The organism is Coprococcus sp. AF51-11b1 (genome assembly GCF_027682785.1).
Lineage (GTDB): Bacteria > Bacillota > Clostridia > Lachnospirales > Lachnospiraceae > Allocoprococcus > Allocoprococcus comes.
Genome location: NZ_JAQCZB010000003.1, coordinates 175481 through 199449, shown reverse-complemented (window position 1 = coordinate 199449; position 23969 = coordinate 175481). Strand labels below are relative to the sequence as shown.

Here is a 23969-nt window from a genome sequence, read left to right as displayed (position 1 = left end):
CTTTATGAGGGGGGAGATAGTTGTTTCCCAACTATCCATCTATTACTATACGATGAAAATGTGTCAAAAGTGTTAAGAAATTATAAAATCTGATTAAAAATATAAAAATGATAGGTTTATAGAATATTAAAAAAATCCACAACGCAAGAACCTCTCCATAATGGAGAGGTTCTTGGTGTTTTTATTGTTATCTAAAAGGAATGAGAGTAAAGTGCAGCAATCAGAATTCTGACTGCTTCTACTTTATGAGGGGGGAGATAGTTGCTTTATCAACTATCTGATTATTAGTATACAGATAATTTGTGACAGAAATATGTTCAAACTCTAAAAAAAATCAAAAAAATATGAAGAAGAAATAAACAAAACAGGAAAAAATAAAAAAGGTGGGTAGTTAAATTAATTGTCATTAGCGTCAGGTAGGTGTCTGCTGGTGTGGTGGAAGGTGAAGTAGAAAACAATTCCTTTGGTGATAGAGGTAATTGTAAGTGCCCACCATACACCATTCAGACCGAGGCTGGTTTGAGTGAGGATCATGGCAAGTGGGATTCTGGCACTGGTGAGGACAATGCTGATGATACTGCAAAGCTTTGTCATACCAAGACCGGAAAGTGCGCCGATGGTCATAAGCTCAATGGTCATAAAGGTTTCGCTGAATCCGATGATGATCAGATAGTTGATCGCAATCGCCAGAACATCTTTTTCGTGGAAGAAAAGGGAAGCAATCGGTCCTGGCAGGAATACGAAAGCACCGGTTACAATGAGTCCCCAGACAGCGAGGATTTTAAATGAAATATTATATCCTTTCCGAATACGGTCTGGTTTCTTTGCACCGTAGTTCTGACCAACGAAAGCATTTAACGCAGCAGCAAAGCCGTCAGCAGTGTTCCATGAAACAGATTCAATCTGTCCGCCGACTCGCTGTGTGGCAATGGCACCTGCCCCGAATGCAGAAACCATTCGTGTGAGAATCATGGAAATCATGCAGTAAATACTGCTCTGTACTGCTGTCGGAAATCCAATTTTAAAAATACTGATGTAGTATTTTGCAGGGAAACGCGACAGTACATGCATGTTTTGCAGAATATTTGGTTCCAGATCAGAGTGCATAATCCGAATCAGCATGACGATCAGAACCAGTATCTGCGAGGTCACGGTAGCAACTGCAGCGCCAACAACCTCAAGCCTTGGAAATGGTCCAAATCCGAGGATCAGAATCGGATCCAGGATCATATTACCAACCAGTCCAAGAAGATTTGCCATAAGCGGTGTCTTGGAATCTCCCTGCGCAGTAGAAAGTCCGGTCAGAGTCAGATTTAAAAATGAAAACAGAATCAGTCCGCAGGTGATCAGTGTATATAATTTCGCAGCGGTATAAGTTTCTGCATCTCCGAGGTTAAAAAAGCCGAGCAGCGGATGAATAAACACGATACATACTGCAGCAAATAAAATTCCCAGTAAAAATGTAAGTCGCAGAGCGGAAGCGGCATATCCCCTTGCCTGTTCATAGTCTCCGCGTCCGCAGGCCTGTGCGACATTGACCTGTCCGCCCATTCGCGGAAGTGCTACGAGCCCTTGTGAGAGCCAGACGTACATTCCCCCAACGCCCACCCCGGCAACGGCTTTGGAACCCAGCATGCCGATCCATGCCATGTCCGTAATATTGTAGGCTGTCCCCAGCAGCGAGGAAGCCATGATCGGAAGTGCCAGCTCTGCCAGCGTCTTTAGAATCGGCCCGGAAGTCAGGTCGATTGTTTTTGTTTTACTCATTTTCTCAAATCCTTACCTGTAAAAATAATAAAATTCACCAGTGCTGCAAATATGTCAGCATGGCGTACTATGATAAGGATAACTTATGAGGAGGGGAAAGTCAATCTGGAGAATTCGCGAAATAAACATACCCTTTCAAGGAAGGATGGAGAAGATAACCAGAATTCCAAAATAAAAGCCTTTGACTGCACGCCGCGTGCAGCTATAGGCTAGAAAGGGAAAGGAGGATATTATTGATGTGATCCGGGAAAGCGTGGATATTCTTGAGGTTATGAAACCAGTGTATAACTTTAAGGAATCCGGAGATGATGGACCTTGGAAGAAGAAAAACAGGAAAGCAGGGGAAGTTGATGGAAAAAATAATAGTACAAAAACTTCATGAAATAGAAGAAAAAGAGCATGGTAAAATATTACTGGCAGGTCAGTGGATTCTGGAGAGTGAAATAGCAGGATTGAGAGAGAAGGCGGGAAAATTAGGGGAAGAAAAAAAGGTAAGTTGGGAGAAATTGAATGAGATATTTTTGAAGGAAGTTTAATCAGACATACATCCCTTCGCCTTTGCATAGATTGTAAAAAAAACAAACTATGCAGGGGTTTTTATGAAAGATTATATTGAGGAGAGAGCGGTTGAGATTGCTTATTATATTATTGAAAATAAGGCGACGGTGAGGCAGACGGCGGTGGCGTTTGGGGTAAGTAAGAGTACGATACATATAGATGTAACAATAAGAAACGAAAAGAAAATATGATATTTATAATAAAATAAAAGATAATGAGACAAAACAGAGCAGGTACATTTATGATAATTATCATAAAATAGATATTTAAAAATTAGTGTTTTCTTGTTTAGACTTTTATGTACTTTTTTTGCCCCATTAGATTTCTTAAAATAAAGTCAGCAAAAAAGAAGTAGTGGAGGAATCATACATGGGGAATAATACAAAAAGTGAGCAGGACAATCTTTGTATATCAATTATAAATCCCAGATTATGTAAAAAGGTAAGTATTAAGGTTGCGATAGAGCAACATGATACGGAGACAACAATACCATATCTGTATGTATTCTTAGATAATATGTGGGATTTGAAAAATTGTGCGTTTGTTCGACTGGACAAGCCGGAGTATGTTCCAGAAAAGAATTCTATAAGATTGTCAACAAAACAAAAAGAAGAGTTAATCTATATACTGACGAGTGAAAGTAAATACCATTGGACTACATCAATTGTTGATAAAAATAATATCAAAATAGCAACAGGATATGAAGTGGCTGTTCAGGTATGGATAGATACTTATGAAGAAAATAATAAAATTCAATACGACAAAAACGGATTTCCTGTTATGCCGGATTATACAAGATTATAGAGTCGAAAATTATGTACAAGAGATGAGATGTTGAATGATATTTTACTGTTCGGTCTTTTTATGCCCATTGAAATCTGTGAAGTGTAGGCATACAATGATACTATATGAACTGCACAGAACAGGGAGCAAAAAGTATGAGTGATATACATCCAAAAAAATTGGTGATTTTGTATATTTTAGATATCTTGCAGAAATATACGGATGAAGAACACAGACTGAGCCAGAAAGAGATACAGGATATTTTGAAAAGAGAGTATGAAATGACGGTTGACAGGAAAGCCGTGAAAAGAAATCTCTTAAATCTGATTGAATATGAAAGCAATATTGAATATCGAGAAGTATCACGGAAAGATATTTTCAGAAAAAAAGATTCTGTATCATATAAAGGCACCTCGGATTTTGCGGATAAAGAAATCTCGGAAGACGATTTGTTATGGACGGATTTTTACCTGAAGCAGAAATTCACGAATGAAGAATTGCGCCTATTAATAGACAGCCTGTTGTTTTCAAAACATATACCTTATAGCCAGGCAAAAGAGCTGATTAAAAAATTAGAATCGTTATCTAATATATATTTTAAATCTTGCTCGCAGTATATCTATCCATTGCCGGTTGAACGGACAGATAATAAACAGGTGTTTTACAATATTGCTATATTAGACGATGCAATCCGTAAAAAGAAGAAGGTTTTATTTGAATATGCAGAATACCATACAGATAAGAAAATGCATTTGAAAAAACGGGAAGATGGTAGTGTACGGGAATATATCATTACGCCATATCAAATGGCTGTGCAGGAGGGAAAGTATTATCTGATCTGCAACTATGATAAATATGATGATATCTCGAATTACCGTGTAGACAGGATTCGAAACATACAGATTCTTGAGGAAAAAGGTAAGCCATTTGAAACTTTGAAATGGTCCGGACATCAGCCGATGAATCTGAATGAATATATGAAAGAGCATGTGTATATGTATTCCAGTGAAAATGCGTTTGTTAAATTTAGAATCGTAAAAGCAATGATATCCGATGTGATTGATTTATTTGGAAAAGGGGTGAATTTTTCAGAAGAAACGGATACGCATGTATCGGTGAGCGTGCATGTAAATGAACGTGCAGTGGAGCAGTTCGCAAAAAATTATGCGCCGGATGTGGTGATATTGCAGCCGAAGAGATTAAGAGATAAATTAAGGGATGACTTGAAAAAAGCGTGGGAAGCATATGAAGATTAAAAGAAAGGCATAAGAGATGAAGAATCATTTTTCAAAGTCGAAATATTGCAGATTGTGGCAATGTCCGAAGATGTTGTGGATGGATAAATACAAGCCGGAAGAGAAAGCCGAAGATGCCACAGATGATTCCAGAATGGAAGCGGGAACAGAAGTAGGGAAGCTGGCAAGAGAATTATTTGGAAAGCCGGTAGATGTAACAGAGACTGTTAATGGACAATTAAATTTACCTGCAATGACAGACCGGACACAAGTGGAAATAGAACACGAGACATCTGTCATATGTGAAGCATCATTTTCTTATCAGGGGTGCTATTGTGCGGTAGATATTTTGAAAAGAGAAAATGACGGATGGGCAATATATGAAGTAAAAAGTTCGACGGTAAATGAGAAAAATATGAAAGCGGTATATGTGGCAGACGTTGCTTATCAGAAGTACGTACTGGAACATTGCGGAGTGCGGATTACAGGAACATACATAGTTTCCATCAATAACGATTATGTATATGATGGAAAATTGGATTTGGAAAGGCTGTTTCAAATTACGGATGTGTCTGAATTTGTGAGAAATGAGATTGGGGAAGTAGAGAAGAATTTATTACAGGAAGATACATTGTTGGAATCAGAGAATGAGCCGGAGCGGGAACTGGGATTATATTGTAAAGATCCATATGGATGTCCGTATTGGGAATATTGTGCAAAAAATTTGCCAAGACCATCTGTATTTGATTTGTATCGAATGCCGTTAAAAAGAAAATTAGAATATTACCGGGAAGGGATTTCCGATTATAAGCAATTAAAAGCCTGTGGAAAGCTTAAGAATGAAAAGCAATTACGGCAGATTGAATTTGCATTAGAAGATAAGGGTACATATGTAAATATTGATGGAATCCGGAAATTTTTAAGTACATTGTCTTATCCGTTGTACTTTCTGGATTTTGAGACCATGCAACCAGTGATACCGTTGTTCCCGGGAACAAAGCCATATCAGCAGATACCATTCCAGTACTCATTACATTATATAAAGTCTGCAGGTGGACCGTTATTACATAAAGAATTTCTGGCAGAATCAGGAGAAAATCCATTGCAGGCAATTGCAGAAGCTTTGTGTAGGGATATTCCGATGAATGTGTGTGTAACGGCGTACAATAAGTCGTTTGAATGCAGCAGAATTAAAGAATTGGCGGGAATGTTCCCGGATTTATCTGAGCATTTATTAAATATCAAAGAGAATATCAAAGATTTACTGGATCCATTTCAGGCAGGTCATTATTATAACCGGGCGATGGGAGGATCATTTTCAATTAAAAGTGTTCTGCCGGCGATATTTCCGGATGATCCGGAATTGAATTATCATAATCTGGAAGGTGTACACAATGGCTCAGAGGCAATGACGATATTTCCGAGGATAAAAGATATGCCAGCGGAGGAGCAGAAGAAGGCAAGGCATAATTTATTGAAGTACTGTGAGTTGGATACCTATGCGATGGTGAAAGTGTGGGGAGAACTTGTGAGAGTTTTGGAAGGAGATACAGAAGATGGAGATTGAAAAAGAAGTAGAAAATTTTAAAGATGTAATAAGGGCAGATTATAAAAAATGGCTTGATGAAAAACCTCCTATGGAGAAAGATATAAAGGTTTATGTTGATGCATTATATCAAGGTTATCTTGATGCATGTAGGACTTTTAAATGGTCATCGGAGTCGGAGGTTAAGAAATGTAAAAATGATGTTGATAAAAGAGAGAAGATAAAAAGAATTTGCGAAGGGGAAGAACCGAGTGGGTGTGCATATCAGATAAGGGAATATTTAACAAAAGATAATTCAATAGATTTTAATGAGAAACATGTGGAATTATGTAAAAGTTTACATGAAAATTTTAAGAAAAACGGAGTAATGGTGTCATATGGTCAAGCACAAAAGATTGTAAACATGGCATTTAAATATTTATATTGCTGTAAACTTGATGATAAAATGAGAGAGCGTTTTAAAGCTTGTCATATGCCTTTGGATAGTTTTAGTTTAGAATGGTTTAAAAGGTGCTTCAAAGAAGAAGATTTTTTTGACAAGGACTATTTCACTAAATTGCCAGATAAGCTTTTTAAAAAAGTAGATGGTGAAAAATTGCTGTTAAAAGCAGAGTCTATAGGTTCATGGAGTTCAATCAAAACATTATCAGAAAACGAGACAGAGGAAATGATTAGGTATCCATATGAATTTTACAGAGATGTTATAAAGAAATATTGCGAAGAATATAATGAAAAAGAAGTAAAAAGAGAAATTTACCCATTGCAATTGGATTTTATTGTCTGGCCTAAGATGCAAAAGATTATGGCAGCGGAGGCTTTTATAAAAACAATGAAAGAAAGTGAAGATGAAAAGGAATATGAAAAAAATAAATTAGAAAAATATGATATAAAGGATTCATTGAATCAAGTGTTGAAAGATAGATTAAATAGAATCAGAGATTTAATCGGAGAAAAATAAGATGGAAAAACAGTGTTTCGGCACTGTTTTTTATATGCTCAGAAATGAGCCATTTTTGCCCCATACAATCATATATACTATTACTTATCAAGCATAGATAGGAGTGGAAAAGTTGAAAATATTCATTTATTCAAGAAAATCAATAGAAAAATTATTGGAAAAAGATTTCCCGAAAAATGCAGCCGTAATCAGTTTCTATGATCCGCCAGGAAAATTCCGTGATGCGGAATACAGTCCGGTAGACTATTCGGCGAAAACGAATTGTGTATTTCAGGCAGCACTGCATGACATTGATCTGGCAGTATTGCCGAAATATCATTTGACTTATGAGACATATTTTCCAGAAGTAGATGATCTTGCAGAATTTATTTTCAATGCAAAAAAAGAAGGAAAAGATATCATCTGTCAATGTGAATATGGCGAAAGCAGAAGTTCAGGATGTGCGGCGGCTATCCATGAATATTTCTATAAAGACGGTATCAAGATATTTGTTGATTATAGATATTATCCGAATCAGATGGTGTATCACAAGGTGTACGATGCACTTGAGAGATATGGAATTGAAAATGATGTGATAAGAGAAAGTGGTGAATAGATTTATATGACGATAGAATTAAAACAAGAGATTTTGGATTTAATTGAATCACCGGAATTGCATGTATATTTAATGGAACATGCAGAACGACTGAAGTTGAGAGACTATGTGTCAATTATTGCCGGAGCACCAGTCGGTTTAAAAAGAAAACAGGGATTATTGTATAAGCTGAGAGCAACATCAGACATAAAGCAACAGGATATGGATTATCTGAAATTATGCTGCGAGTGTATGGATCAGGCAGTGCGATATTTAACGATGGAAAGTGAAAAGATTTTTCTTATACAGTTGATGGGTTATAATGATGATAATAAAAGTGATATTATGGATGGCCCGTATATTATGACATCTTTTGAAGACATGAAAAAGGCAGTGCAGGAATATTATTGGAATGATCCGGATTCTATATGGGAATCTTTATATTGGCGGGTTGAATTATATTTTAGTGGCAAGAACGAGATTAAGAAAAACGAATTTTTATCGCCGGAATACACATACATCATGGATAAAAATGGAGAGATTCAATATTTTATTCATGAAAAGTTATCGTCAAATTATTTAAAAGGAGCGTTAGGAAGGATAGCAGAGGGACAGTTTCATTCGGTATGTCCCGATTTAAACTTGCCTGTTCCATATCAGCCAGGTGATGTCCTGGTTATAGACTGCAGACCATATGCACCGGGTGCTTTTTATTGTCGGCTCAAAGAAGTAGGAGATGATTGTTGTGGAATACAATGTGAATATGTGAATTCGGAAGGAGAGATTGAAACTGGTGCGTTAAAACATGGAGATTATTTTTTTAATCATAGAAAAGTGTATCAATATTTATCACCGCTATATAAGGCAAAGATTGTTTCAAAAGATGAATTGGATTGGGATGATTATGTCAAAGGAAAACGAAAATGTTAGCAAGACCACATAAAGGAGTATTCTGGTTAATAGACGGAAAAATCTGGGCAGTTCCATTTGACAAGCAAAAATATGAATATGGAATTTCAAAGTCGGGAGATTCTTATGTGCATAGAAAAATTTGGAAGGAAATAAAGCCTCGAAAATGTCGGTATTCATATAATTATTATCCTCGTGGTCGGGTTGAAATTACTTCAAAAAATCTGTGTATTCTATATATGAATCCCAATATAGGTGAAGAATACATTAATGAAATAATGAAGAAATTTGGTCTGGAATCTGTAGAAAAAATAATTTATGATAATAGTAGTCATTATAGATCATATTTGGATATAGGATGGAAAGCAGATGAAAAAAGATGACTATTTATAAAGGAAAATGTATGAAGATATGGCTGGATGATATACGACCTGCTCCAGAAGGATATGTATGGTGCAAAAGTGTTAATATTGCAAAGAGAACAATTGAATCAGCGGAGGAACCCATTTTATTAATTGATTGTGATCATGATTTAGGAGATTATGCTTATGATGGTGGGGATGGGATTAAATTATTGGATTGGCTGGCGGAGAATGAACGTTTTTATCCAATTAGGCTTCATACGATGAATCCCGTTGGCAGAGAAAATATGTTGCGGATGATTCGGAGATATTGGTAGGAGCAGAGGAAAGAGATATTCGACGAAGAAAGAAGCTTTTTTTTAGCAGACATACATCACCACATCCCTGCATAGATTGTAAAAAAACAAACTATGCAGGGGTTTTTATGAAAGATTATATCGAGGAGAGAGCGGTTGAGATTGCTTATTATATTATTGAAAATAAGGCGACGGTGAGGCAGACGGCGGTGGCGTTTGGGGTAAGTAAGAGTACGATACATAAAGATGTAACAGAACGCCTTCTCCAGATCAACCCATCTCTTGCAGGTGAGGCGCGAAAGGTTCTGGATCTGAACAAATCGGAACGGCACATCCGGGGCGGACTTGCTACCAGAGAAAAGTACCTGCATCAGCACGCATAAAAAATCCTTTTCTTTGCAAAAAGATGGTGTATTACATTTTTACAGTATATAATAGAGAAAACGGGGATATACAAAAGAGAAGGGACAGGAAAAGAGAAGAATGGGGAAAACGAAACAAAAACAGGATCGAAGTCATTATCTGTTTTCCAATCGGGAACTGGCAAATCTGATCGGACCTTTGGTAATCGAGCAGTTATTGGCAGTTTTTGTTGGGATGGCAGATTCTATTATGGTTGCAAATGTTGGAGAAGCAGCTGTGTCGGGTGTGTCGCTGGTTGACAATATTATGATTCTGATCATCAATATTTTTGCAGCACTGGCGACTGGTGGAGCAGTTGTTGCCGGACAGTATATTGGCAGGAAAGATGAAAAATCAGCATGTAAAGCGGCTACACAGCTGGTATGGTTTGTGAGTCTTAGTGCGGTTGCGATCATGATATTGGTTTACTTTGGAAAAGATATAATTCTGAATCAGGTATTTGGTCACATTACAGCGGAAGTAAAAGGACATGCAGATATTTATCTGTTAATTGTAACAGCTTCGATTCCATTTATCGCGTTATATAATGGTGGGGCAGCAATTTTCCGTGCGATGGGGAATTCGCAGGTATCCATGCGGGTATCGCTTTTGATGAATGCGATCAATGTAACCGGAAATGCAATTCTTGTGTTCGGATTACGGATCGGAACGGCGGGTGTTGCAATACCGACACTGATTTCCAGAATGGTTGCCGCGATAGTGATAACAGTGTTGCTCTGCAATCAGACACGTATCTTGCATATTGAGCGGACACTGAAAATCCGGTTTGATGGAAGAATGATACGGAAAATACTTGCAATTGGGGTTCCCAATGGTCTGGAAAACAGTATGTTTCAGCTGGGCAAAATTTTAGTGCTGAGTCTGGTTTCAACCTTCGGTACTTATGCAATTGCGGCAAATGCAGTTTCCAATGCGATTGCGCTGTTCCAGATTCTTCCTGGAATGGCGATCTCGCTGGCAATTACGACAGTTATTTCCCAGTGCGTCGGCGCAAATGACTATGAACAGGTACGTTACTATCTGAAAAAACTGCTTGCGATCATTTATGTGGCAATGGTGGGAACGGTAGCACTTATTTTCCTTGCACTTCCATTGATTTTGAAAGCATACAATTTGTCAGATCAGACAGCTGCGGCAGCAACAAATATTATTCATTTCCATGGAATCAGTGCAATGATTATCTGGCCACTTTCATTTGCTCTTCCAGCAGCGTATCGTGCGGCAGGAGATGCAAAAGCCTGCATGTATACATCGATTGTGTCGATGTGGATTTTCCGGATCGGATTCAGTTATCTGGTAGGAAAATATATGGGACTGGGAGTATTTGGCGTGTGGGTTGCAATGGTGATCGACTGGGTAGTACGTGCAATCTGTTTTATTATCCGGTACTTTAATGGAAAGTGGAAACATGGGGCAATTGTGTAAATACAGAAGAAAGTTGTCATTTGTGTTAGAAAGATGATGCTTGAATATGAGTTTTAATTGCAGACCAGAGTTCAAACTTTGGTTCGGGTGATAGAAAATGCTTGTAAAACATCCAGAGCTCTACTATAATAAAATACAAAAGCAATAAATAGAAAAAGCGGTCTGAAAGGATCGTATTTTACAGGAGGAAAACCTTGAAGAACGAATTAGTGATTGTACTTGACTTTGGTGGACAGTATAACCAGCTTGTCGCAAGACGTGTCAGGGAATGTAATGTATATTGCGAAATTTATTCTTATAAGATTGATATCGAAAAGATTAAAGCAATGAACCCGAAGGGAATTATCCTGACAGGAGGACCGAATAGCTGTTACGAACCGGATTCACCGACTTATTCTGAAGAACTCTTTAAGCTTGGCATTCCGGTACTTGGTCTTTGTTATGGTGCACAGCTTATGTCTCACGTACTTGGCGGAAAAGTTGAAAAAGCTGACGTCAGAGAATATGGTAAGACAGAAGTCATCATCGACAAGAAAGATTCCAAAGTATTTGAAAATGTATCTGCAACAACAACCTGCTGGATGAGCCATTTTGATTATATTTCGCAGGTGGCACCGGGATTTGAGATTACTGCACACACAGCAGACTGTCCGGTAGCAGCAGCAGAAAATGCAGCAGAAAAGCTTTATGCAATCCAGTTCCATCCTGAAGTGCTTCATACACCGGAAGGAACCAAGATGATCAACAACTTTGTAAAGAATGTCTGTGGATGTGTCGGCGAATGGAAGATGGATGCATTTGTTGAAAATACCATCCAGGAAATCCGTGAAAAAGTTGGGGACGGAAGAGTACTTCTTGCGCTTTCAGGTGGAGTTGATTCCTCTGTGGCAGCAGGACTGCTTTCCAGAGCAATCGGCAAACAGCTTACCTGCGTATTTGTAGATCACGGTCTTCTTCGTAAGAATGAAGGCGATGAAGTTGAGGCAGTATTTGGACCGAATGGTCAGTTTGACCTGAACTTTATCCGTGTCAATGCACAGGAAAGATACTACAACAAGCTTGCCGGAGTTACAGAACCGGAAGCAAAGCGTAAAATTATCGGAGAAGAATTTATCCGTATTTTTGAAGAAGAAGCAAAGAAGATCGGTGCAGTGGAATTCCTTGCACAGGGAACGATTTATCCGGACGTTGTAGAAAGCGGACTTGGCGGAGAATCAGCAGTGATCAAGTCTCATCACAACGTAGGAGGACTTCCGGAGTATGTTGATTTCAAAGAAATCATTGAACCACTTCGTGATCTCTTCAAAGATGAAGTCCGCAAGGCAGGTCTTGAACTTGGACTTCCGGAGAAGCTTGTATTTCGTCAGCCATTCCCGGGACCGGGACTTGGAATCCGTATCATCGGAGAAGTAACGGCTGAAAAAGTACGGATCGTACAGGATGCAGATGCAATTTACAGAGAAGAGATTGCAAACGCGGGACTTGACCGCAGCATCGGACAATATTTTGCAGCCCTGACCAACATGAGAAGCGTTGGTGTTATGGGTGACGAGAGAACTTACGATTATGCAGTTGCACTTCGTGCAGTGAATACGGTAGATTTTATGACTGCTGAGGCAGCGAAGATTCCGTATGAAGTACTTGATAAAGTAATGAGCAGAATTATCAATGAAGTTCGTGGGGTTAACAGAGTATTCTATGATCTGACGAGTAAACCGCCGGGAACGATTGAGTTTGAATAAATCGAGTTGCTTAAAAAAGCCAGTGTTTATGCGGGTTTCAGCGATTTCGATTAGTCTTTTGATAACAAATTGATAACAGTCATAGCAAGTGCCATTATTCTTGTTATCCAGTGGTTTATGGGTAACGGAACAATTAACAGGTGGCTTGCAGACTAAAGTTCGGAGCTTGGCTCTGAACAAATTCCATATTATAAACTAAGCCCTTAGCTGTGGTTAATAACCATAGTTAAGGGCTTTTTTGTCGTTGCCAAAGCATCTGTAGGGAGCTGCCAGTGGCAGGTCCTGTAGGTGCTTATTTATCTTTCAAGTGGTCTTTGAATGCTTCCACGAGAGCGTCACTTAATTCCTGTGATGGAACTTTTGCCCAACGCTGTGTGGTGTCGAACTCTGGATAATGGTAACGCCAGTTATCGTATTCTTCTCTGTTGATTTCTTCGGAAGATAGCTTGTCTGCCTGTTCTTTCCAAGCATACAGCATTTTGAGGAGTTCATATGCTTCTCTGCCTTTGTCCTTGTTGACCTTTAAGCATACCTCTCCGTCTGCTTCACTGACAGTAAGACCGTAAATATCTTCAAGGGTAAACAGAGTGTGCATAAGACCGATATAGCTGTCTATGTCAGGAACATCAAGAGCCTGTGGAGAAACATCAAGCACCTGTGCCAATGCATTTGTAAGGTCTGCTTTCGGTTTGCGTGTACCAGTTTCGTACTGTGCCAAACGCACATCAGCACTCTTTTCTGGAAAACCGATTGCTGTACCGAGATACTTTTGTGTCATACCACGCATTAGTCTGAAAAAATGTATTCTTTCGCTGATAGCCATAATGATACGCTCCTTTTATATTTAGTGAAATAAGTATAGCAGAAATGTTTAGTGGAAGTCAAGAAAAACCGAAACAAAAATGTTTAATATTTTCTTTGCAACCACTTGACAATAGCAAATATGTTTAGTAAAATAAATTACGAATTAAACAAATATGCTTAATGCGACAACTGAATGACCGTCCGAAAAGCCAAACCGCCAAGACCTCGTCGGAGCAAGTTCCGTATCGTTCGCTTGTGTGCAAGCACAAAAGCTCATTCGCTGCACTGCTCCTCCTCTTCCCCAAAAGTCTCCGACTTTTCGGGAACCCCTATACGAGCGAGCGCCTGATGTACTGCGGTGCATTGGGACAGCACAGCGCCTGCCGACAAGCAGGAGTGCCTGTTGGAACTTTAACACGGAGAAAGCGGCAAGCAAAAAATTATTTTAAGAAAGGAAGAAAAAGGATATGGAAAACAGATTTATCCGAGCCGAAGATGTGGCTCAGGAACTAAACGTATCAAAACCTTATGCATATAAACTCATCAGACAATTAAATGAGGAATTGAAAGCAAAGGGCTTTATTACGATTGCAGGGCGTGTAAATCGCCAGTATTTTTACGAAAGGCTCTACGGAGCAGGAAAGGGGGAAATGTAAATGCCGGTATTTAAGAATGAAGATAACGGTACTTGGTATGTGATGGCAAGGTATGTGAACTGGAAAGGGGAACGCAAGCAGAAATGCAAGCGTGGCTTTGCTACCAAACGAGAAGCACAGGAATGGGAAAGAATGTTCAAATTGCAGACTTCTTCAGACCTTGATATGAGTTTTGAAGCCTTTACGGAGCTTTATATCAATGATGTGAAGAACCGTTTGAAGGAAAACACGTGGCTTACCAAAGAGCATATCATACGCACAAAGATACTTCCGTATTTCGGGAAACTGAAAATCAGCGAGATTTCCACAAAGGAGATTATTACTTGGCAGAATGAAATGCTTGCCTATCGTGATGAGAAGAAAAAGCCTTATTCACAGACGTATCTGAAAACGCTGCACAATCAGTTGTCCGCCATTTTCAATCACGCTGTCCGCTACTATGAACTGCGTTCCAATCCTGCGGCAAAGGTGGGAAATATGGGACGTGAGGAACACAAGGAAATGCTGTTCTGGACAAAGGAAGAATACAAGAAATTCTCTTTTGAGATGATGGACAAGCCTGTTTCCTTTTATGCGTTTGAAATGCTTTACTGGTGCGGTATCCGAGAGGGCGAGCTGTTAGCTTTGACTCCGGCAGATTTCAACTTTGATAAGGAAACAGTCACAATCAATAAATCCTATCAGCGTTTGAAAGGGCAGGATGTGATTACTTCTCCGAAAACGAAAAAGAGCAACCGCACGATTAAAATGCCGAAGTTTCTGTGTGAGGAAATGAAAGAATATCTCGGTATGCTTTACGGATTGAAGAAGAAAGACCGTATCTTTACGGTGACGAAAAGCTATCTTCATCACGAGATGGACAGAGGGGCAAAGGCGGCAGGCGTGAAGCGTATCCGCATTCACGATCTCCGTCACAGCCACATTTCACTCTTGATTGATATGGGCTTTTCTGCGGTGGCGATTGCTGACCGAGTTGGTCACGAAAGTATTGATATTACTTATCAGTACGCACACCTCTTTCCGTCAAAGCAGATTGAGATGGCAGAAAAATTAGATGATTTAGGGAAAGGAGATTTTGAAAATGTCAGCTAAGAACAGAGATAACAAAAATCGTTGGAGGAATATCACAGTAGGGTTTCGAGTATCGCCCGAAGAAAACGAACTCATTAACAGAGCTGTAGCTCTATCAGGATTGCCAAAACAGGAGTATTGTTACCGCCGTTGCTTAAATCAGGATGTGGTGGTACAGGGCAATCCGAGAGTGTATAAGGCGTTGAAAACGGAATTTGCCACAGTCCTTGCGGAACTGAAAAGGATTGAAGCAGGAAAAGGTGTGGATGATGAACTGCTGAGTGTAATAGAACTGATTTCCATTATTCTCGGCGGTTTGAAAGGAGAGGATGCGAATGGAGAATAAAAAAGAAATGACTATTCCAAATGTATCTGCGGCAACAGATGCGGAACAGTCACTTTCCAAATGTACTGACAATAGTATAGTCAATCAGGATACGGATTTCAAGGGGTACGAGCAATCTTTTGAAGAAATGCAAAGGGAAATACTCAGACAGTTAGACCCTTCCTATCTGAAAACAGTATCAATGACAACGCTGTATGATACGGTGTTTGAGGTTCAGACACCACTTATCGACGGTCTGCTCCAAAGGGGAACTTACCTTTTCGTAGGTTCCCCGAAAGTGGGAAAGAGCTTTATGATGGCACAGCTTGCCTATCATATCAGCACAGGCACACCGCTTTGGGAGTATAAGGTGCGTAAGGCAACGGTGCTTTATTTTGCCCTTGAAGATGATTACCCACGTTTGCAGAAGCGATTGTTTCAGATGTTCGGTGCAAAGGAGACAGGCAATCTGTATTTCGCAACGGAATGTAAAACGGTCAATGGCGGACTGGAAGAACAGATAAGAGGGTTTATGAGGGAACACCCAGACACAGGCTTGATTATCATAGACACCTTAAAGCGTGTGCGTGAAGCAGGCGGAGCAGATTACAGCTACGCAAGTGATTATGATGTTGTGGCAAGGCTGAAAGCGTTGGCAGACAGTTACAAGGTTTCAATGCTTATTGTTCATCATACACGCAAACAAAAATCGGAAGATATATTCGATATGATTTCAGGCACGAATGGTCTGATGGGTGCGGCAGACGGTGCATTTGTTCTCAGTAAGGACAAGCGTACTTCCAACAATGCCACACTTGATGTTGCTGGCAGAGACCAGCAGGATATGAAAATCCATCTTGTAAGGGACAGCGAGCGATTGGTGTGGAACTTTGCAAAATCGGAAACGGAGATGTGGAAAGAACCGCCCGAACCTCTGCTTGAGAAGATAGCGGATACGCTCTTTTCGGAAAGTGACAGATGGGAAGGAACTGCTTCGGAACTTTGCGAAAGGCTTGCGGTGGATATAAAGCCGAATGTACTTTCTTTAAGGCTCAGTATCAACGCAAGCAGGCTGTTTCGTGATTACGGTATCCGTTATCAGAACAGCCGCACACACGACGGAAGAAAGGTTTCACTTTGGAAAGAAACCGAGCAGACGGCGTGACAAACGGTGTCAAAGGTGTCAATGTTTTTGAGAGCAGCACGCTGTGAAAAACATTGTCACCATCGTCACACTTTGACACCGGATAAAGTTTAGGGGAGTGTGCAGAGAGTGCCTTTTCAAAGGCGGCTCTTTGGTCTCGCCTGCTGGCTCGGTCGGTTCGCAGGCGTGTGTGCCACCGGCACACGCTCACCCCTCGGAGAGCCTTCGGAGAACGCAAAACCTGTTTACAGGTCGCATTTTTGATGGGTGTACCCGTCAAAAGTGCTTTTGCGTTACTTTTGACAAAAGTAACAAAACCTGAGAATGTTGAAATTTACAGATGGGAGATGAAAAAATGCAGAGAACGATAAGTGCAATGGTCGGTAAAGGCTCGGTCAATCACAATAGCCGAAAGTTCCGAGCAGAAAATGTAGACGGAACTCGTACTCATCTCAATATCGACTACTGCAATGAAAATATAAAGACAGTTTATCACGAATTGTTTGATGAAGCATTGGAAAGATACAATGCCAAGCAGATAAGGTCAGACCGAAAGATAAAAGATTATTATGAAAAAATCCGAAGTTCCAAGCAGGAAAAACCGTTCCACGAAATCATTTTACAGGTGGGCGGTAAGGGAAATATGAACGCCGATACGGAAAACGGAGAACTGGCAAAGCAGATTTTAGATGAATACTATCAGGGTTTTCAGGAGCGAAATCCACAGCTTCGGGTGTTCTCGGCTCATCTGCATATGGATGAAGCTACACCACATCTGCACATAGATTTTGTACCTTTTACCACAGGCAGCAAGCGTGGACTTGATACAAGAGTGTCACTAAAGCAGGCTCTTGCAACGCAAGGTTTTAAGGGCGGCAGTCGTGGCGATACGGAGTGGTCGCAATGGATACAGTCCGAAAAAGAACAGCTTGCGGCGGTGATGGAACGTTATGGGATTGAGTGGGAACATTTAGGCACACACGAAAAACATCTTTCTGTTTTGGATTATAAAAAGCAGGAAAGAGAAAAAGAAGTGGCGGCATTAGGTGCGAAAATCGAGCAGAAACAGATTGAATTTGATGTGTTGTCGGAACGAGTATTGAACTATGATAAGGCAAAAGACGAGCTGTCAAATCTTGAAATAGAGCTTGATACTGCACCGAAATATCAGTTGCCAGAACCAGAGAAATTTATGACTGCAAAGGCATATAAAACCAAAATGGCAGAGCCGGTTGTAAGGAAATTGAAGCAACTTGTCAAAACGGTGCTTGCCCGCTGCTTTGAGGGGTGGGACAACTATCATAGGCTGAATACAGCGAATGCACAGTTATACCGCACCAATCAGCGTTTGGAGAAAGTCAATGAAAGATTGACCGAAGAAAACAAAATCCTAAAAGCAGAAAATAAAGATTACAGCCTGCTCCGTAAGGTTTTTGGTCGCAAACAGATAGATGATTTGTTGGAGCAGGCAAGAACAGTTAAAGGTCGCAAGCGTGATAATACACGATCACGATAGACAAAAATCACAGGAGGAAAAGGAAAATGACAAAGACAATTTTTGAAGAAATGGGCGGAACTTATAGACAGGTGGGTGATTATTTATTGCCGAACATCACAGTACCAGCCGAAGAAGAAATAGAGCCGATTGGTTTATGGGGGAAACGACATGCAAGGCATTTAAAGGAACACTATAAAGTGTTATATATGAACCTGCTGACAAGCGGAAAGCTGCATAGTTATCTTGCAGAAGTCGATAAGCAAGCAGAGGATATGTTTCTTCGACTGGTAAAGGAATATGCCGACAGACAAGATGTGACGGAACAATTAAAGAAAGATAATCCCTACGAATGGATTGGAAGAATGAATAATATTCAGGCTTGTGTGAGGGAAGTTGTAGGAACGGAGTTGATTTACACATAAGCGTTTTACGGTATGGTGCTCCTGCGTTTGCTGGAGTGCTGTGGTTGTGGTTGTAAAGAGGTTGTGAAAGATTGAATTTCGTAATGGTTGGATGTATAATTAGGAAGTGAAAATTTTAATTTGCACTTCCATAAGGTGAAATGTATTGACACAAAAAATACAGTATGATAGTATTGCCATTAGAAGAAAGAAAGGCACATTTTGTGTAAGGTGAGGAAATGATTAATAGATAATTTGATTTAAGTAAGACACATATAGTTATTGAGCCTGTAGAGAATAGGTTTGTTTTGTGTACGCTTAAGTTGGATTATCGCAAGAGGCATTTCCTTTGTTTTCCTTTTGGAAAAGAAATAAGGGGCTATTTAGCGAGTCTATTTTTGCGTATGCAAAAAAGACTCGTTTTTGTGTGTTCAAAATAATAATTGGCTCAGACTTCGAAAAGGAGAAACTTTAATGTTGCAGATAAAAAAATTAAATTTAACACATAAAAAAGACCTGAGAATAATTCTTAATGATTTCAACCTTGTGCTAAATGATGGAGATAAGGCAGTTATTATTGGAGAAGAGGGAAATGGGAAATCGACATTAATGAAGTGGATATACAATCCGTCGCTTGTAGAAAACTATATAGAAGCAGATGGGGAAAGGATAATGGGACACGAACGTCTTGGTTATCTTCCGCAGGAGATGCTCGATGAAGATAAGGAAAAAACAATATACGAATATTTTTCTGAAGAGGAAATATTCTGGGAGAAAACGCCTAAAGAATTGTCTGTTATTGCGGGAAAATTTGGAATGAAAAATGATTTTTTCTACAGTAACCAGACAATGGGTAGTCTTTCAGGAGGCGAAAAAGTCAAGACACAACTTATGAGGCTTTTCATTCGCGATGTTTCTGTGCTGTTGTTGGACGAACCTTCCAATGACATCGACATTGCGACGCTTACATTACTGGAAAAAATCATAAATGACTGGAAGCACATTGTGCTTTTTATTTCACACGATGAAACGCTGATAGAGCGTACTGCCAACATGGTGATACATATCGAGCAGATTATACGAAAAACAAAGGCGAGATATACCGTGGCAAAGCTTCCCTATAGACGCTATGTGGAAGAACGGCTTCATAAATTTGAAATCCAAAAACAGCGGGCACTGAGTGACCGTAGGGAGAAAAAGATTCGCGATGAAAAATATCAAAGAGTTATGCAGAGTGTACAAGGTGCATTAAGAAGTTGTACCAGACAAGCACCGTCTGTTGCCAAAAACTTAAAGGACAAAATGCATACGGTTAAGGCAATGGAACGAAGATTTGAAAAAGAAGATGAAAATATGACTCAGATGCCGGAACAGGAAGAAGCAATCTTTGTCAAATTAGGGGATGAAAACTCACACATTCCCGCAGGAAAAACGGTCATAGAATATGAACTTTCAAAGCTTGTGACTCCGGATGGCAAAAGAATTTTAGCAGAAGGAATTCATTTAAAAATAAAAGGTTCAGAAAAAATCTGTATGATAGGAGCCAACGGGGCAGGAAAAACGACTCTTCTAAAAAAGATAGCGGAAGAACTCCTAAATCGGAATGACATTAAAGCAGAATATATGCCTCAAACTTATGAAGACCTGCTGGATTTGGATGTTACACCGGTTGATTACCTTGATAAAACAGGAGATAAAGAAGAGCGTACAAGAATTAGAACATACCTTGGTTCACTTAAATACACACCAGATGAAATGGAGCATCCGATTCGGGAGTTATCAGGCGGACAAAAGGCGAAAGTGCTTCTCTTGAGGATGAGCTTAAGTGGTGCAAATGTTCTTATTCTGGATGAACCGACAAGAAATTTTTCACCATTGTCCGGTCCGGTAATAAGAAAAATGCTCCGAGAATTTCCGGGGGCTGTCATTAGCATTTCTCACGATAGAAAGTATATTGAAGAGGTGTGCGATAAAATATATCAGCTAAATCCTAATGGATTACAGCTAATTGGTGATTGATAACAAAAAGGATGAAAGACTGACAAATTTCAGGCTTTTAGTGAGTTGGAAAGCATACAAAGATTTGAATTTGGAGGATAGATTATGGTACGTACAGAAGATGCATGTGAAATTATAAAATATGCTTTGCAAAACGAAATTAAAGTATATTTAGATGGCGGATGGGGTGTTGATGCACTTCTTAAAAGAGAATCAAGAATACACAATGATATTGATTTGTTTGTTGAACTGAAACATTATCATGATTATATTTATGTGATTAAGCAGCATGGATTTGAGGAAGTAAATACTGATTATACAACGGATGGTCATACTGTCTGGAAAGATGATAAACAAAGAATCATTGATTTACATTGTTTTGAATTTACAGATGACGGAATTGTTTATGAGGGAGATATATTTCCATCAAAAACTTTTTCCGGTATTGGAAAAGTTGGAGATATAACTGTTTCTTGTATTGAACCATTGAGTCAGGTAATGCTTCATTTGGGATATGAACACGATAAAAATGATGTGCATGATGTGATGCTGTTGTGTGAAACATTTCAAATAGCAATACCAGATGAATATAAGGAAAAGTAAAATTTCAGTTTTGTGTTGAATCTCTAAGCAAAATAGCTTATAATTTGACATGCTACATATAGTTATTATCCACAGTTATCGAGTAGGTGTTATCAATGCCGATAACAAAATGATAACATTAGCTCGTATAGGCAGGATAATATGGATATATCAAATAATCAAAAGAACGAGAAACATTACAGAGAATAATTCCTAAACAAAAAGCGTTAGTCTTTGTAGAGTTTGAATAGTTGACGCTGGGCTACAAAGCCCGTAACCACGGGGCTTTGCGGCTTTGGGTGTTTGAAATTGCATTATCATTGCATTTTTATATTTCTTTGTGATACATTGCAGTATGCTGATTACTGGTATAATTAGCAATACTTTGAGAAGCTGACTGGTAGCTGAGAACCCCGGTCAGCTTCTTTGCAATCTCAATATTGGTGTTTGGATACAGATGACCATAAGTTCCTAGTGTCGTCTGTATTTTTTCATGTCCAAGACGCTCTTTAATCAGCAGTGGATTTTCGCCCATGCTGATAAGCAGGGAAGCATGCGAATGTCTCAGGGCATGAATTTTGATTCTGTGGACACCAGCTAAATTTGCCAATTTCTCTAATGCTCTTGGAAGCGTTGTTTTGCTGGTGGGTGTACTGTTATAACTCAGGACGAATCCACAATTTGGTAAAACCTTTGCCTGGACCGCCTTCCATTCTTGTAATTCCTTGATGGTATCAGCATCAATATAAATGGTACGGTTGCTTGCCTGCGTCTTAGGTTCAACGAATTTGTAGTCATTCATTGTTTTATAGTACAGTGTTTTACTAATAATCAGCATACCTGTTTCAAAATCAATATCATCCCACTGTAAGGCGGCAGCCTCTCCAATACGCATTCCAGTCATAAATAAAAGCCAGAACGAGATGAAGAGATAGTGCTCGTAGTAGTCACCTTTGTACAGCAGGGATATTACCTTCTGAAATTCCTCCAAAGTCCAGAAGTCGATCTTTACTTTTTTAGATTTGATATTGCCGATCATGCGGGCAGGATTCTTCTTTGCAAGTCCGAGGATAATCGCCCGGTCAAAAGCTAAACATAACATTCCCTGAACAATGCGTACATAGTTTGGACTGAATTGTTTTGCCAACTTGAGCTGCCAGGTCTGTACATTTATCGCTTCTATTTCAGACACTTTCTTCTTGTAGAAATAGGCAAAGTGTTTTTGAATGGTCGAGTAACGATTCTTGTAGGTACTTTCTTTCACCTGAGTTTTGTACCACGGAAGATAGATTTCTTCAATAAACTTTTTGAAGGTAATGTCTTCCTTCTTATCAGCTAATTCTTCCGTCGATGCAAGAATCAATTTGGAATACTCGGCACGGGCTTCTTTTTTTGTTGAGAATCCGCTGCGGTATTTTTGAATCTGTTTTCCGGTTACAGGATGATATCCGAGGTTGGCTCGGAAATAATAAGTGCCGTTTTCCGCTTTTTTAATTGGATCTTTTGCCATGATTTCACTCCTTACTAAAATGCAAAAAGCACGATCATTCTTGATTATCGGGCAAAGTAATCCCTAATAATTCTTCAACGGCTTCTTTTGGAACCCTGTCTAATTTTCTGGATTGATAATAGGTATGCCCCTTTTCTACCATGAGTTCCTTTGCTTTTTTAATGATATCAGCAGCAAAGGAAGGACCGTAGCCTAATTCAATCAAATCCCTTTTTGTTACAGTTATCATGAATCTCCTTTCCACAGACAGGGAATCAACTTGATACCTGTCTATTATTATATCAAATTTTGAGTAAAAGTTCTCTAATAAAAGCGCTATAAGCTAAAATCCCAAAAGTCTATGTTATTCTTTCAGAAGCCAGTTCCTATGCCCGCTCCGGCCACGTAAAACGGTGTTACTTTGTAACTATTAAGCTGCAGGCGTGCGAAGATGCAAACTATCTGCAGTCACCTATATCAATCTCCTGAAAGATTTCTTTTGTTTTCAAGGTACGGCGAATGGATATATTACCCATTCAATTGAGTAATAGGGGCTTTTCCTTTAAGATTGAAAAATTTTAAGAAAAAATGATAAAAATAAAAGCTGCCTTGATTTGGCAGCCACGGAAATCTATTTGCGTTTTAGAGCCAGACGATTCAGCATGGAAATGAGCGCAAGCATATCCTCGTCATCGAGTTGTTTCATCAGATCAGTTGCTTTGTCAATCAGAGGAAGATTGTGCAGCTCTGAATCGAAGAACTGTTGAGGAGTGACTTCCAGATAGTCACAGATATCCAGAAAGCTCTGCATGGTAGGCAGAGAACGTCCGGAAGTGAGGGACTGGATGTAGCTTTTATTTTTGCCAAGATCCAGACTCATCTGATATTCAGATACATTTTTCTTTAAACGCAGTTCGCTGATGCGTTCTCCAATAAAGTTTTTATCCATACATTTACACCTCTCTTCCACATTTTAAACTATTTACTTACAGCAAATTACGGAATAGAATAGAGATATATTTGAAATATAGTGATTATTCCGTAATATAACAGTAATTTACTAAAATAATACAAAAAAAGAAATTATGGATGATAGAAAATGGATTTTGGGGTATGATGATAGCAAAGGAAGTGGATGTCTGTGCGGATTATAGGAAATGAGCAGGAAATTGAATGGGCAAAGGAAGCACTGCGGAATCAATGTAACGATTGTCCCTACTTGGAGTCCTGTAATGAAAAGGCGAAAGAGGAGTCAAAGCAGTGTGGAGCGGTTCGGTTTGGCTGCCGGGAGTATCTGAAAGAGAAGATTGAATTCGTAGTAGAAAAATAGATGTAGTATTTTGAACAAATATAAACACCATATATAGTATAAGCCTGAATTGACATGAGGAATATCTTGTGCTAGTATACTGATATAGTTTAT

The 23969-nt window shown here is 39.3% G+C and carries 27 protein-coding genes and 1 pseudogene; 23 read left to right on the top strand and 5 right to left on the bottom strand.

Features of this window, described 5'->3' with window-relative positions; all coding sequences use genetic code 11:
• Positions 1 to 396: 396 nt before the first annotated feature.
• The gene (locus PGY05_RS05080) at positions 397 to 1767 is read right to left on the bottom strand and encodes an MATE family efflux transporter (RefSeq protein WP_055155742.1); all 1371 of its coding nucleotides are present in this window, start codon (positions 1765 to 1767) and stop codon (positions 397 to 399) included.
• A gap of 238 nt (positions 1768 to 2005) precedes the next feature.
• Here PGY05_RS05080 and PGY05_RS05075 point away from each other — a divergent pair, with 238 nt between their 5' ends.
• The 14 genes and pseudogenes from PGY05_RS05075 to guaA all read left to right on the top strand — a co-directional run bounded on the left by PGY05_RS05075 (position 2006) and on the right by guaA (position 12578).
• Complete coding sequence (locus PGY05_RS05075) at positions 2006 to 2149, top strand: hypothetical protein (RefSeq protein WP_270475443.1); 144 nt, start codon at positions 2006 to 2008, stop codon at positions 2147 to 2149.
• Positions 2118 to 2303, top strand: a complete 186-nt coding sequence (locus PGY05_RS05070) for a hypothetical protein (RefSeq protein WP_055297325.1) — start codon at positions 2118 to 2120, stop codon at positions 2301 to 2303. The genes PGY05_RS05075 and PGY05_RS05070 overlap by 32 nt, the downstream gene beginning before the upstream one ends.
• Positions 2304 to 2366: 63 nt before the next feature.
• Positions 2367 to 2498 (top strand): annotated as a pseudogene (locus tag PGY05_RS05065) (sporulation transcriptional regulator SpoIIID); the annotation flags it as partial.
• Positions 2499 to 2694: 196 nt separating this feature from the next.
• Positions 2695 to 3129, top strand: coding sequence for a hypothetical protein (locus PGY05_RS05060; RefSeq protein ID WP_270475441.1), 435 nt, complete (start codon positions 2695 to 2697; stop codon positions 3127 to 3129).
• Positions 3130 to 3263: 134 nt separating this feature from the next.
• Positions 3264 to 4364, top strand: a complete 1101-nt coding sequence (locus tag PGY05_RS05055) for a helix-turn-helix transcriptional regulator (protein ID WP_270475440.1) — start codon at positions 3264 to 3266, stop codon at positions 4362 to 4364.
• Between the two features lie 79 nt (positions 4365 to 4443).
• Positions 4444 to 5910, top strand: a complete 1467-nt coding sequence (locus tag PGY05_RS05050; RefSeq protein ID WP_270475439.1) for a DUF2779 domain-containing protein — start codon at positions 4444 to 4446, stop codon at positions 5908 to 5910.
• Positions 5900 to 6847, top strand: coding sequence for a hypothetical protein (locus tag PGY05_RS05045; RefSeq protein ID WP_270475438.1), 948 nt, complete (start codon positions 5900 to 5902; stop codon positions 6845 to 6847). The genes PGY05_RS05050 and PGY05_RS05045 overlap by 11 nt, the downstream gene beginning before the upstream one ends.
• A 112-nt stretch (positions 6848 to 6959) precedes the next feature.
• The gene (locus PGY05_RS05040) at positions 6960 to 7442 is read left to right on the top strand and encodes a hypothetical protein (protein WP_270475437.1); all 483 of its coding nucleotides are present in this window, start codon (positions 6960 to 6962) and stop codon (positions 7440 to 7442) included.
• A 231-nt stretch (positions 7443 to 7673) separates the two neighbouring features.
• A complete protein-coding gene (locus tag PGY05_RS05035) occupies positions 7674 to 8351 on the top strand; it encodes a hypothetical protein (protein WP_270475436.1) in 678 nt (225 codons plus the stop codon).
• Positions 8345 to 8713: a hypothetical protein gene (locus PGY05_RS05030; RefSeq protein ID WP_270475435.1), complete on the top strand. Its 369-nt coding sequence runs from the start codon at positions 8345 to 8347 to the stop codon at positions 8711 to 8713. Before PGY05_RS05035 ends, PGY05_RS05030 begins: the two co-directional genes overlap by 7 nt.
• Complete coding sequence (locus PGY05_RS05025) at positions 8710 to 9009, top strand: cyclic-phosphate processing receiver domain-containing protein (protein ID WP_270475434.1); 300 nt, start codon at positions 8710 to 8712, stop codon at positions 9007 to 9009. Before PGY05_RS05030 ends, PGY05_RS05025 begins: the two co-directional genes overlap by 4 nt.
• Before the next feature lie 107 nt (positions 9010 to 9116).
• Positions 9117 to 9371 carry a sporulation transcriptional regulator SpoIIID gene (gene spoIIID / locus PGY05_RS05020; protein WP_055155744.1) on the top strand — a complete coding sequence of 85 codons (255 nt, stop codon included), beginning with the start codon at positions 9117 to 9119 and terminating at the stop codon, positions 9369 to 9371.
• A gap of 100 nt (positions 9372 to 9471) precedes the next feature.
• Positions 9472 to 10836 carry an MATE family efflux transporter gene (locus PGY05_RS05015; protein ID WP_270475433.1) on the top strand — a complete coding sequence of 455 codons (1365 nt, stop codon included), beginning with the start codon at positions 9472 to 9474 and terminating at the stop codon, positions 10834 to 10836.
• A 194-nt stretch (positions 10837 to 11030) separates the two neighbouring features.
• Positions 11031 to 12578 carry a glutamine-hydrolyzing GMP synthase gene (gene guaA, locus PGY05_RS05010; protein WP_008374035.1) on the top strand — a complete coding sequence of 516 codons (1548 nt, stop codon included), beginning with the start codon at positions 11031 to 11033 and terminating at the stop codon, positions 12576 to 12578.
• A gap of 292 nt (positions 12579 to 12870) precedes the next feature.
• Here the strand turns inward: guaA and PGY05_RS05005 are convergent, their stop codons facing one another.
• Positions 12871 to 13401: a helix-turn-helix domain-containing protein gene (locus tag PGY05_RS05005; RefSeq protein WP_009247529.1), complete on the bottom strand. Its 531-nt coding sequence runs from the start codon at positions 13399 to 13401 to the stop codon at positions 12871 to 12873.
• A 448-nt stretch (positions 13402 to 13849) separates the two neighbouring features.
• Between PGY05_RS05005 and PGY05_RS05000 the strand changes: the two genes are divergently transcribed.
• The 8 genes from PGY05_RS05000 to PGY05_RS04965 all read left to right on the top strand — a co-directional run bounded on the left by PGY05_RS05000 (position 13850) and on the right by PGY05_RS04965 (position 21078).
• Positions 13850 to 14038 carry a transcriptional regulator gene (locus tag PGY05_RS05000; RefSeq protein ID WP_009247528.1) on the top strand — a complete coding sequence of 63 codons (189 nt, stop codon included), beginning with the start codon at positions 13850 to 13852 and terminating at the stop codon, positions 14036 to 14038.
• On the top strand, positions 14039 to 15130 hold the full coding sequence (locus tag PGY05_RS04995; RefSeq protein WP_009247527.1) for a site-specific integrase: 1092 nt from the start codon (positions 14039 to 14041) through the stop codon (positions 15128 to 15130).
• A complete protein-coding gene (locus tag PGY05_RS04990) occupies positions 15120 to 15455 on the top strand; it encodes a plasmid mobilization protein (RefSeq protein WP_009247526.1) in 336 nt (111 codons plus the stop codon). Before PGY05_RS04995 ends, PGY05_RS04990 begins: the two co-directional genes overlap by 11 nt.
• Complete coding sequence (locus PGY05_RS04985; protein ID WP_009247525.1) at positions 15445 to 16599, top strand: AAA family ATPase; 1155 nt, start codon at positions 15445 to 15447, stop codon at positions 16597 to 16599. Before PGY05_RS04990 ends, PGY05_RS04985 begins: the two co-directional genes overlap by 11 nt.
• A 355-nt stretch (positions 16600 to 16954) precedes the next feature.
• Positions 16955 to 18094 (top strand): plasmid recombination protein, encoded by a 1140-nt coding sequence (locus tag PGY05_RS04980; RefSeq protein ID WP_019190307.1) that lies wholly within the window; start codon positions 16955 to 16957, stop codon positions 18092 to 18094.
• A 26-nt stretch (positions 18095 to 18120) separates the two neighbouring features.
• Complete coding sequence (locus tag PGY05_RS04975; RefSeq protein ID WP_009247523.1) at positions 18121 to 18498, top strand: TnpV protein; 378 nt, start codon at positions 18121 to 18123, stop codon at positions 18496 to 18498.
• Between the two features lie 453 nt (positions 18499 to 18951).
• Positions 18952 to 20496, top strand: a complete 1545-nt coding sequence (locus tag PGY05_RS04970; RefSeq protein ID WP_009247522.1) for an ATP-binding cassette domain-containing protein — start codon at positions 18952 to 18954, stop codon at positions 20494 to 20496.
• An 84-nt stretch (positions 20497 to 20580) separates the two neighbouring features.
• Positions 20581 to 21078 (top strand): nucleotidyltransferase domain-containing protein, encoded by a 498-nt coding sequence (locus tag PGY05_RS04965; protein WP_009247521.1) that lies wholly within the window; start codon positions 20581 to 20583, stop codon positions 21076 to 21078.
• Positions 21079 to 21385: 307 nt separating this feature from the next.
• Here PGY05_RS04965 and PGY05_RS04960 read toward each other — a convergent pair whose 3' ends face one another.
• The 3 genes from PGY05_RS04960 to PGY05_RS04950 all read right to left on the bottom strand — a co-directional run bounded on the left by PGY05_RS04960 (position 21386) and on the right by PGY05_RS04950 (position 23495).
• Entirely contained in the window at positions 21386 to 22567 is a 1182-nt protein-coding gene (locus PGY05_RS04960; protein WP_005333347.1) for a site-specific integrase, read from the bottom strand.
• Positions 22568 to 22601: 34 nt separating this feature from the next.
• The gene (locus PGY05_RS04955; protein WP_117823367.1) at positions 22602 to 22796 is read right to left on the bottom strand and encodes a DUF3173 domain-containing protein; all 195 of its coding nucleotides are present in this window, start codon (positions 22794 to 22796) and stop codon (positions 22602 to 22604) included.
• 381 nt (positions 22797 to 23177) lie between these two features.
• Positions 23178 to 23495 carry a helix-turn-helix domain-containing protein gene (locus PGY05_RS04950; RefSeq protein ID WP_005333350.1) on the bottom strand — a complete coding sequence of 106 codons (318 nt, stop codon included), beginning with the start codon at positions 23493 to 23495 and terminating at the stop codon, positions 23178 to 23180.
• A gap of 192 nt (positions 23496 to 23687) precedes the next feature.
• Here PGY05_RS04950 and PGY05_RS04945 point away from each other — a divergent pair, with 192 nt between their 5' ends.
• Complete coding sequence (locus PGY05_RS04945) at positions 23688 to 23876, top strand: 2-ketoisovalerate ferredoxin oxidoreductase (protein ID WP_442872494.1); 189 nt, start codon at positions 23688 to 23690, stop codon at positions 23874 to 23876.
• The last annotated feature ends 93 nt before the right edge of the window (positions 23877 to 23969 follow it).

Bases quoted from the DNA above. Each gene is read 5' to 3' on its own strand.
- PGY05_RS05080 (WP_055155742.1), bottom strand. From the start codon at position 1,767: ATGAGTAAAACAAAAACAATCGACCTGACTTCCGGGCCGATTCTAAAG.
- PGY05_RS05070 (WP_055297325.1), top strand. From the start codon at position 2,118: ATGGAAAAAATAATAGTACAAAAACTTCATGAAATAGAAGAAAAAGAG.
- PGY05_RS05060 (WP_270475441.1), top strand. From the start codon at position 2,695: ATGGGGAATAATACAAAAAGTGAGCAGGACAATCTTTGTATATCAATT.
- PGY05_RS05055 (WP_270475440.1), top strand. From the start codon at position 3,264: ATGAGTGATATACATCCAAAAAAATTGGTGATTTTGTATATTTTAGAT.
- PGY05_RS05050 (WP_270475439.1), top strand. From the start codon at position 4,444: ATGGATAAATACAAGCCGGAAGAGAAAGCCGAAGATGCCACAGATGAT.
- PGY05_RS05045 (WP_270475438.1), top strand. From the start codon at position 5,900: ATGGAGATTGAAAAAGAAGTAGAAAATTTTAAAGATGTAATAAGGGCA.
- PGY05_RS05035 (WP_270475436.1), top strand. From the start codon at position 7,674: ATGGATCAGGCAGTGCGATATTTAACGATGGAAAGTGAAAAGATTTTT.
- PGY05_RS05030 (WP_270475435.1), top strand. From the start codon at position 8,345: ATGTTAGCAAGACCACATAAAGGAGTATTCTGGTTAATAGACGGAAAA.
- PGY05_RS05025 (WP_270475434.1), top strand. From the start codon at position 8,710: ATGACTATTTATAAAGGAAAATGTATGAAGATATGGCTGGATGATATA.
- spoIIID (WP_055155744.1), top strand. From the start codon at position 9,117: ATGAAAGATTATATCGAGGAGAGAGCGGTTGAGATTGCTTATTATATT.
- PGY05_RS05015 (WP_270475433.1), top strand. From the start codon at position 9,472: ATGGGGAAAACGAAACAAAAACAGGATCGAAGTCATTATCTGTTTTCC.
- PGY05_RS05005 (WP_009247529.1), bottom strand. From the start codon at position 13,401: ATGGCTATCAGCGAAAGAATACATTTTTTCAGACTAATGCGTGGTATG.
- PGY05_RS05000 (WP_009247528.1), top strand. From the start codon at position 13,850: ATGGAAAACAGATTTATCCGAGCCGAAGATGTGGCTCAGGAACTAAAC.
- PGY05_RS04995 (WP_009247527.1), top strand. From the start codon at position 14,039: ATGCCGGTATTTAAGAATGAAGATAACGGTACTTGGTATGTGATGGCA.
- PGY05_RS04990 (WP_009247526.1), top strand. From the start codon at position 15,120: ATGTCAGCTAAGAACAGAGATAACAAAAATCGTTGGAGGAATATCACA.
- PGY05_RS04985 (WP_009247525.1), top strand. From the start codon at position 15,445: ATGGAGAATAAAAAAGAAATGACTATTCCAAATGTATCTGCGGCAACA.
- PGY05_RS04980 (WP_019190307.1), top strand. From the start codon at position 16,955: ATGGTCGGTAAAGGCTCGGTCAATCACAATAGCCGAAAGTTCCGAGCA.
- PGY05_RS04975 (WP_009247523.1), top strand. From the start codon at position 18,121: ATGACAAAGACAATTTTTGAAGAAATGGGCGGAACTTATAGACAGGTG.
- PGY05_RS04970 (WP_009247522.1), top strand. From the start codon at position 18,952: ATGTTGCAGATAAAAAAATTAAATTTAACACATAAAAAAGACCTGAGA.
- PGY05_RS04965 (WP_009247521.1), top strand. From the start codon at position 20,581: ATGGTACGTACAGAAGATGCATGTGAAATTATAAAATATGCTTTGCAA.
- PGY05_RS04960 (WP_005333347.1), bottom strand. From the start codon at position 22,567: ATGGCAAAAGATCCAATTAAAAAAGCGGAAAACGGCACTTATTATTTC.
- PGY05_RS04955 (WP_117823367.1), bottom strand. From the start codon at position 22,796: ATGATAACTGTAACAAAAAGGGATTTGATTGAATTAGGCTACGGTCCT.
- PGY05_RS04950 (WP_005333350.1), bottom strand. From the start codon at position 23,495: ATGGATAAAAACTTTATTGGAGAACGCATCAGCGAACTGCGTTTAAAG.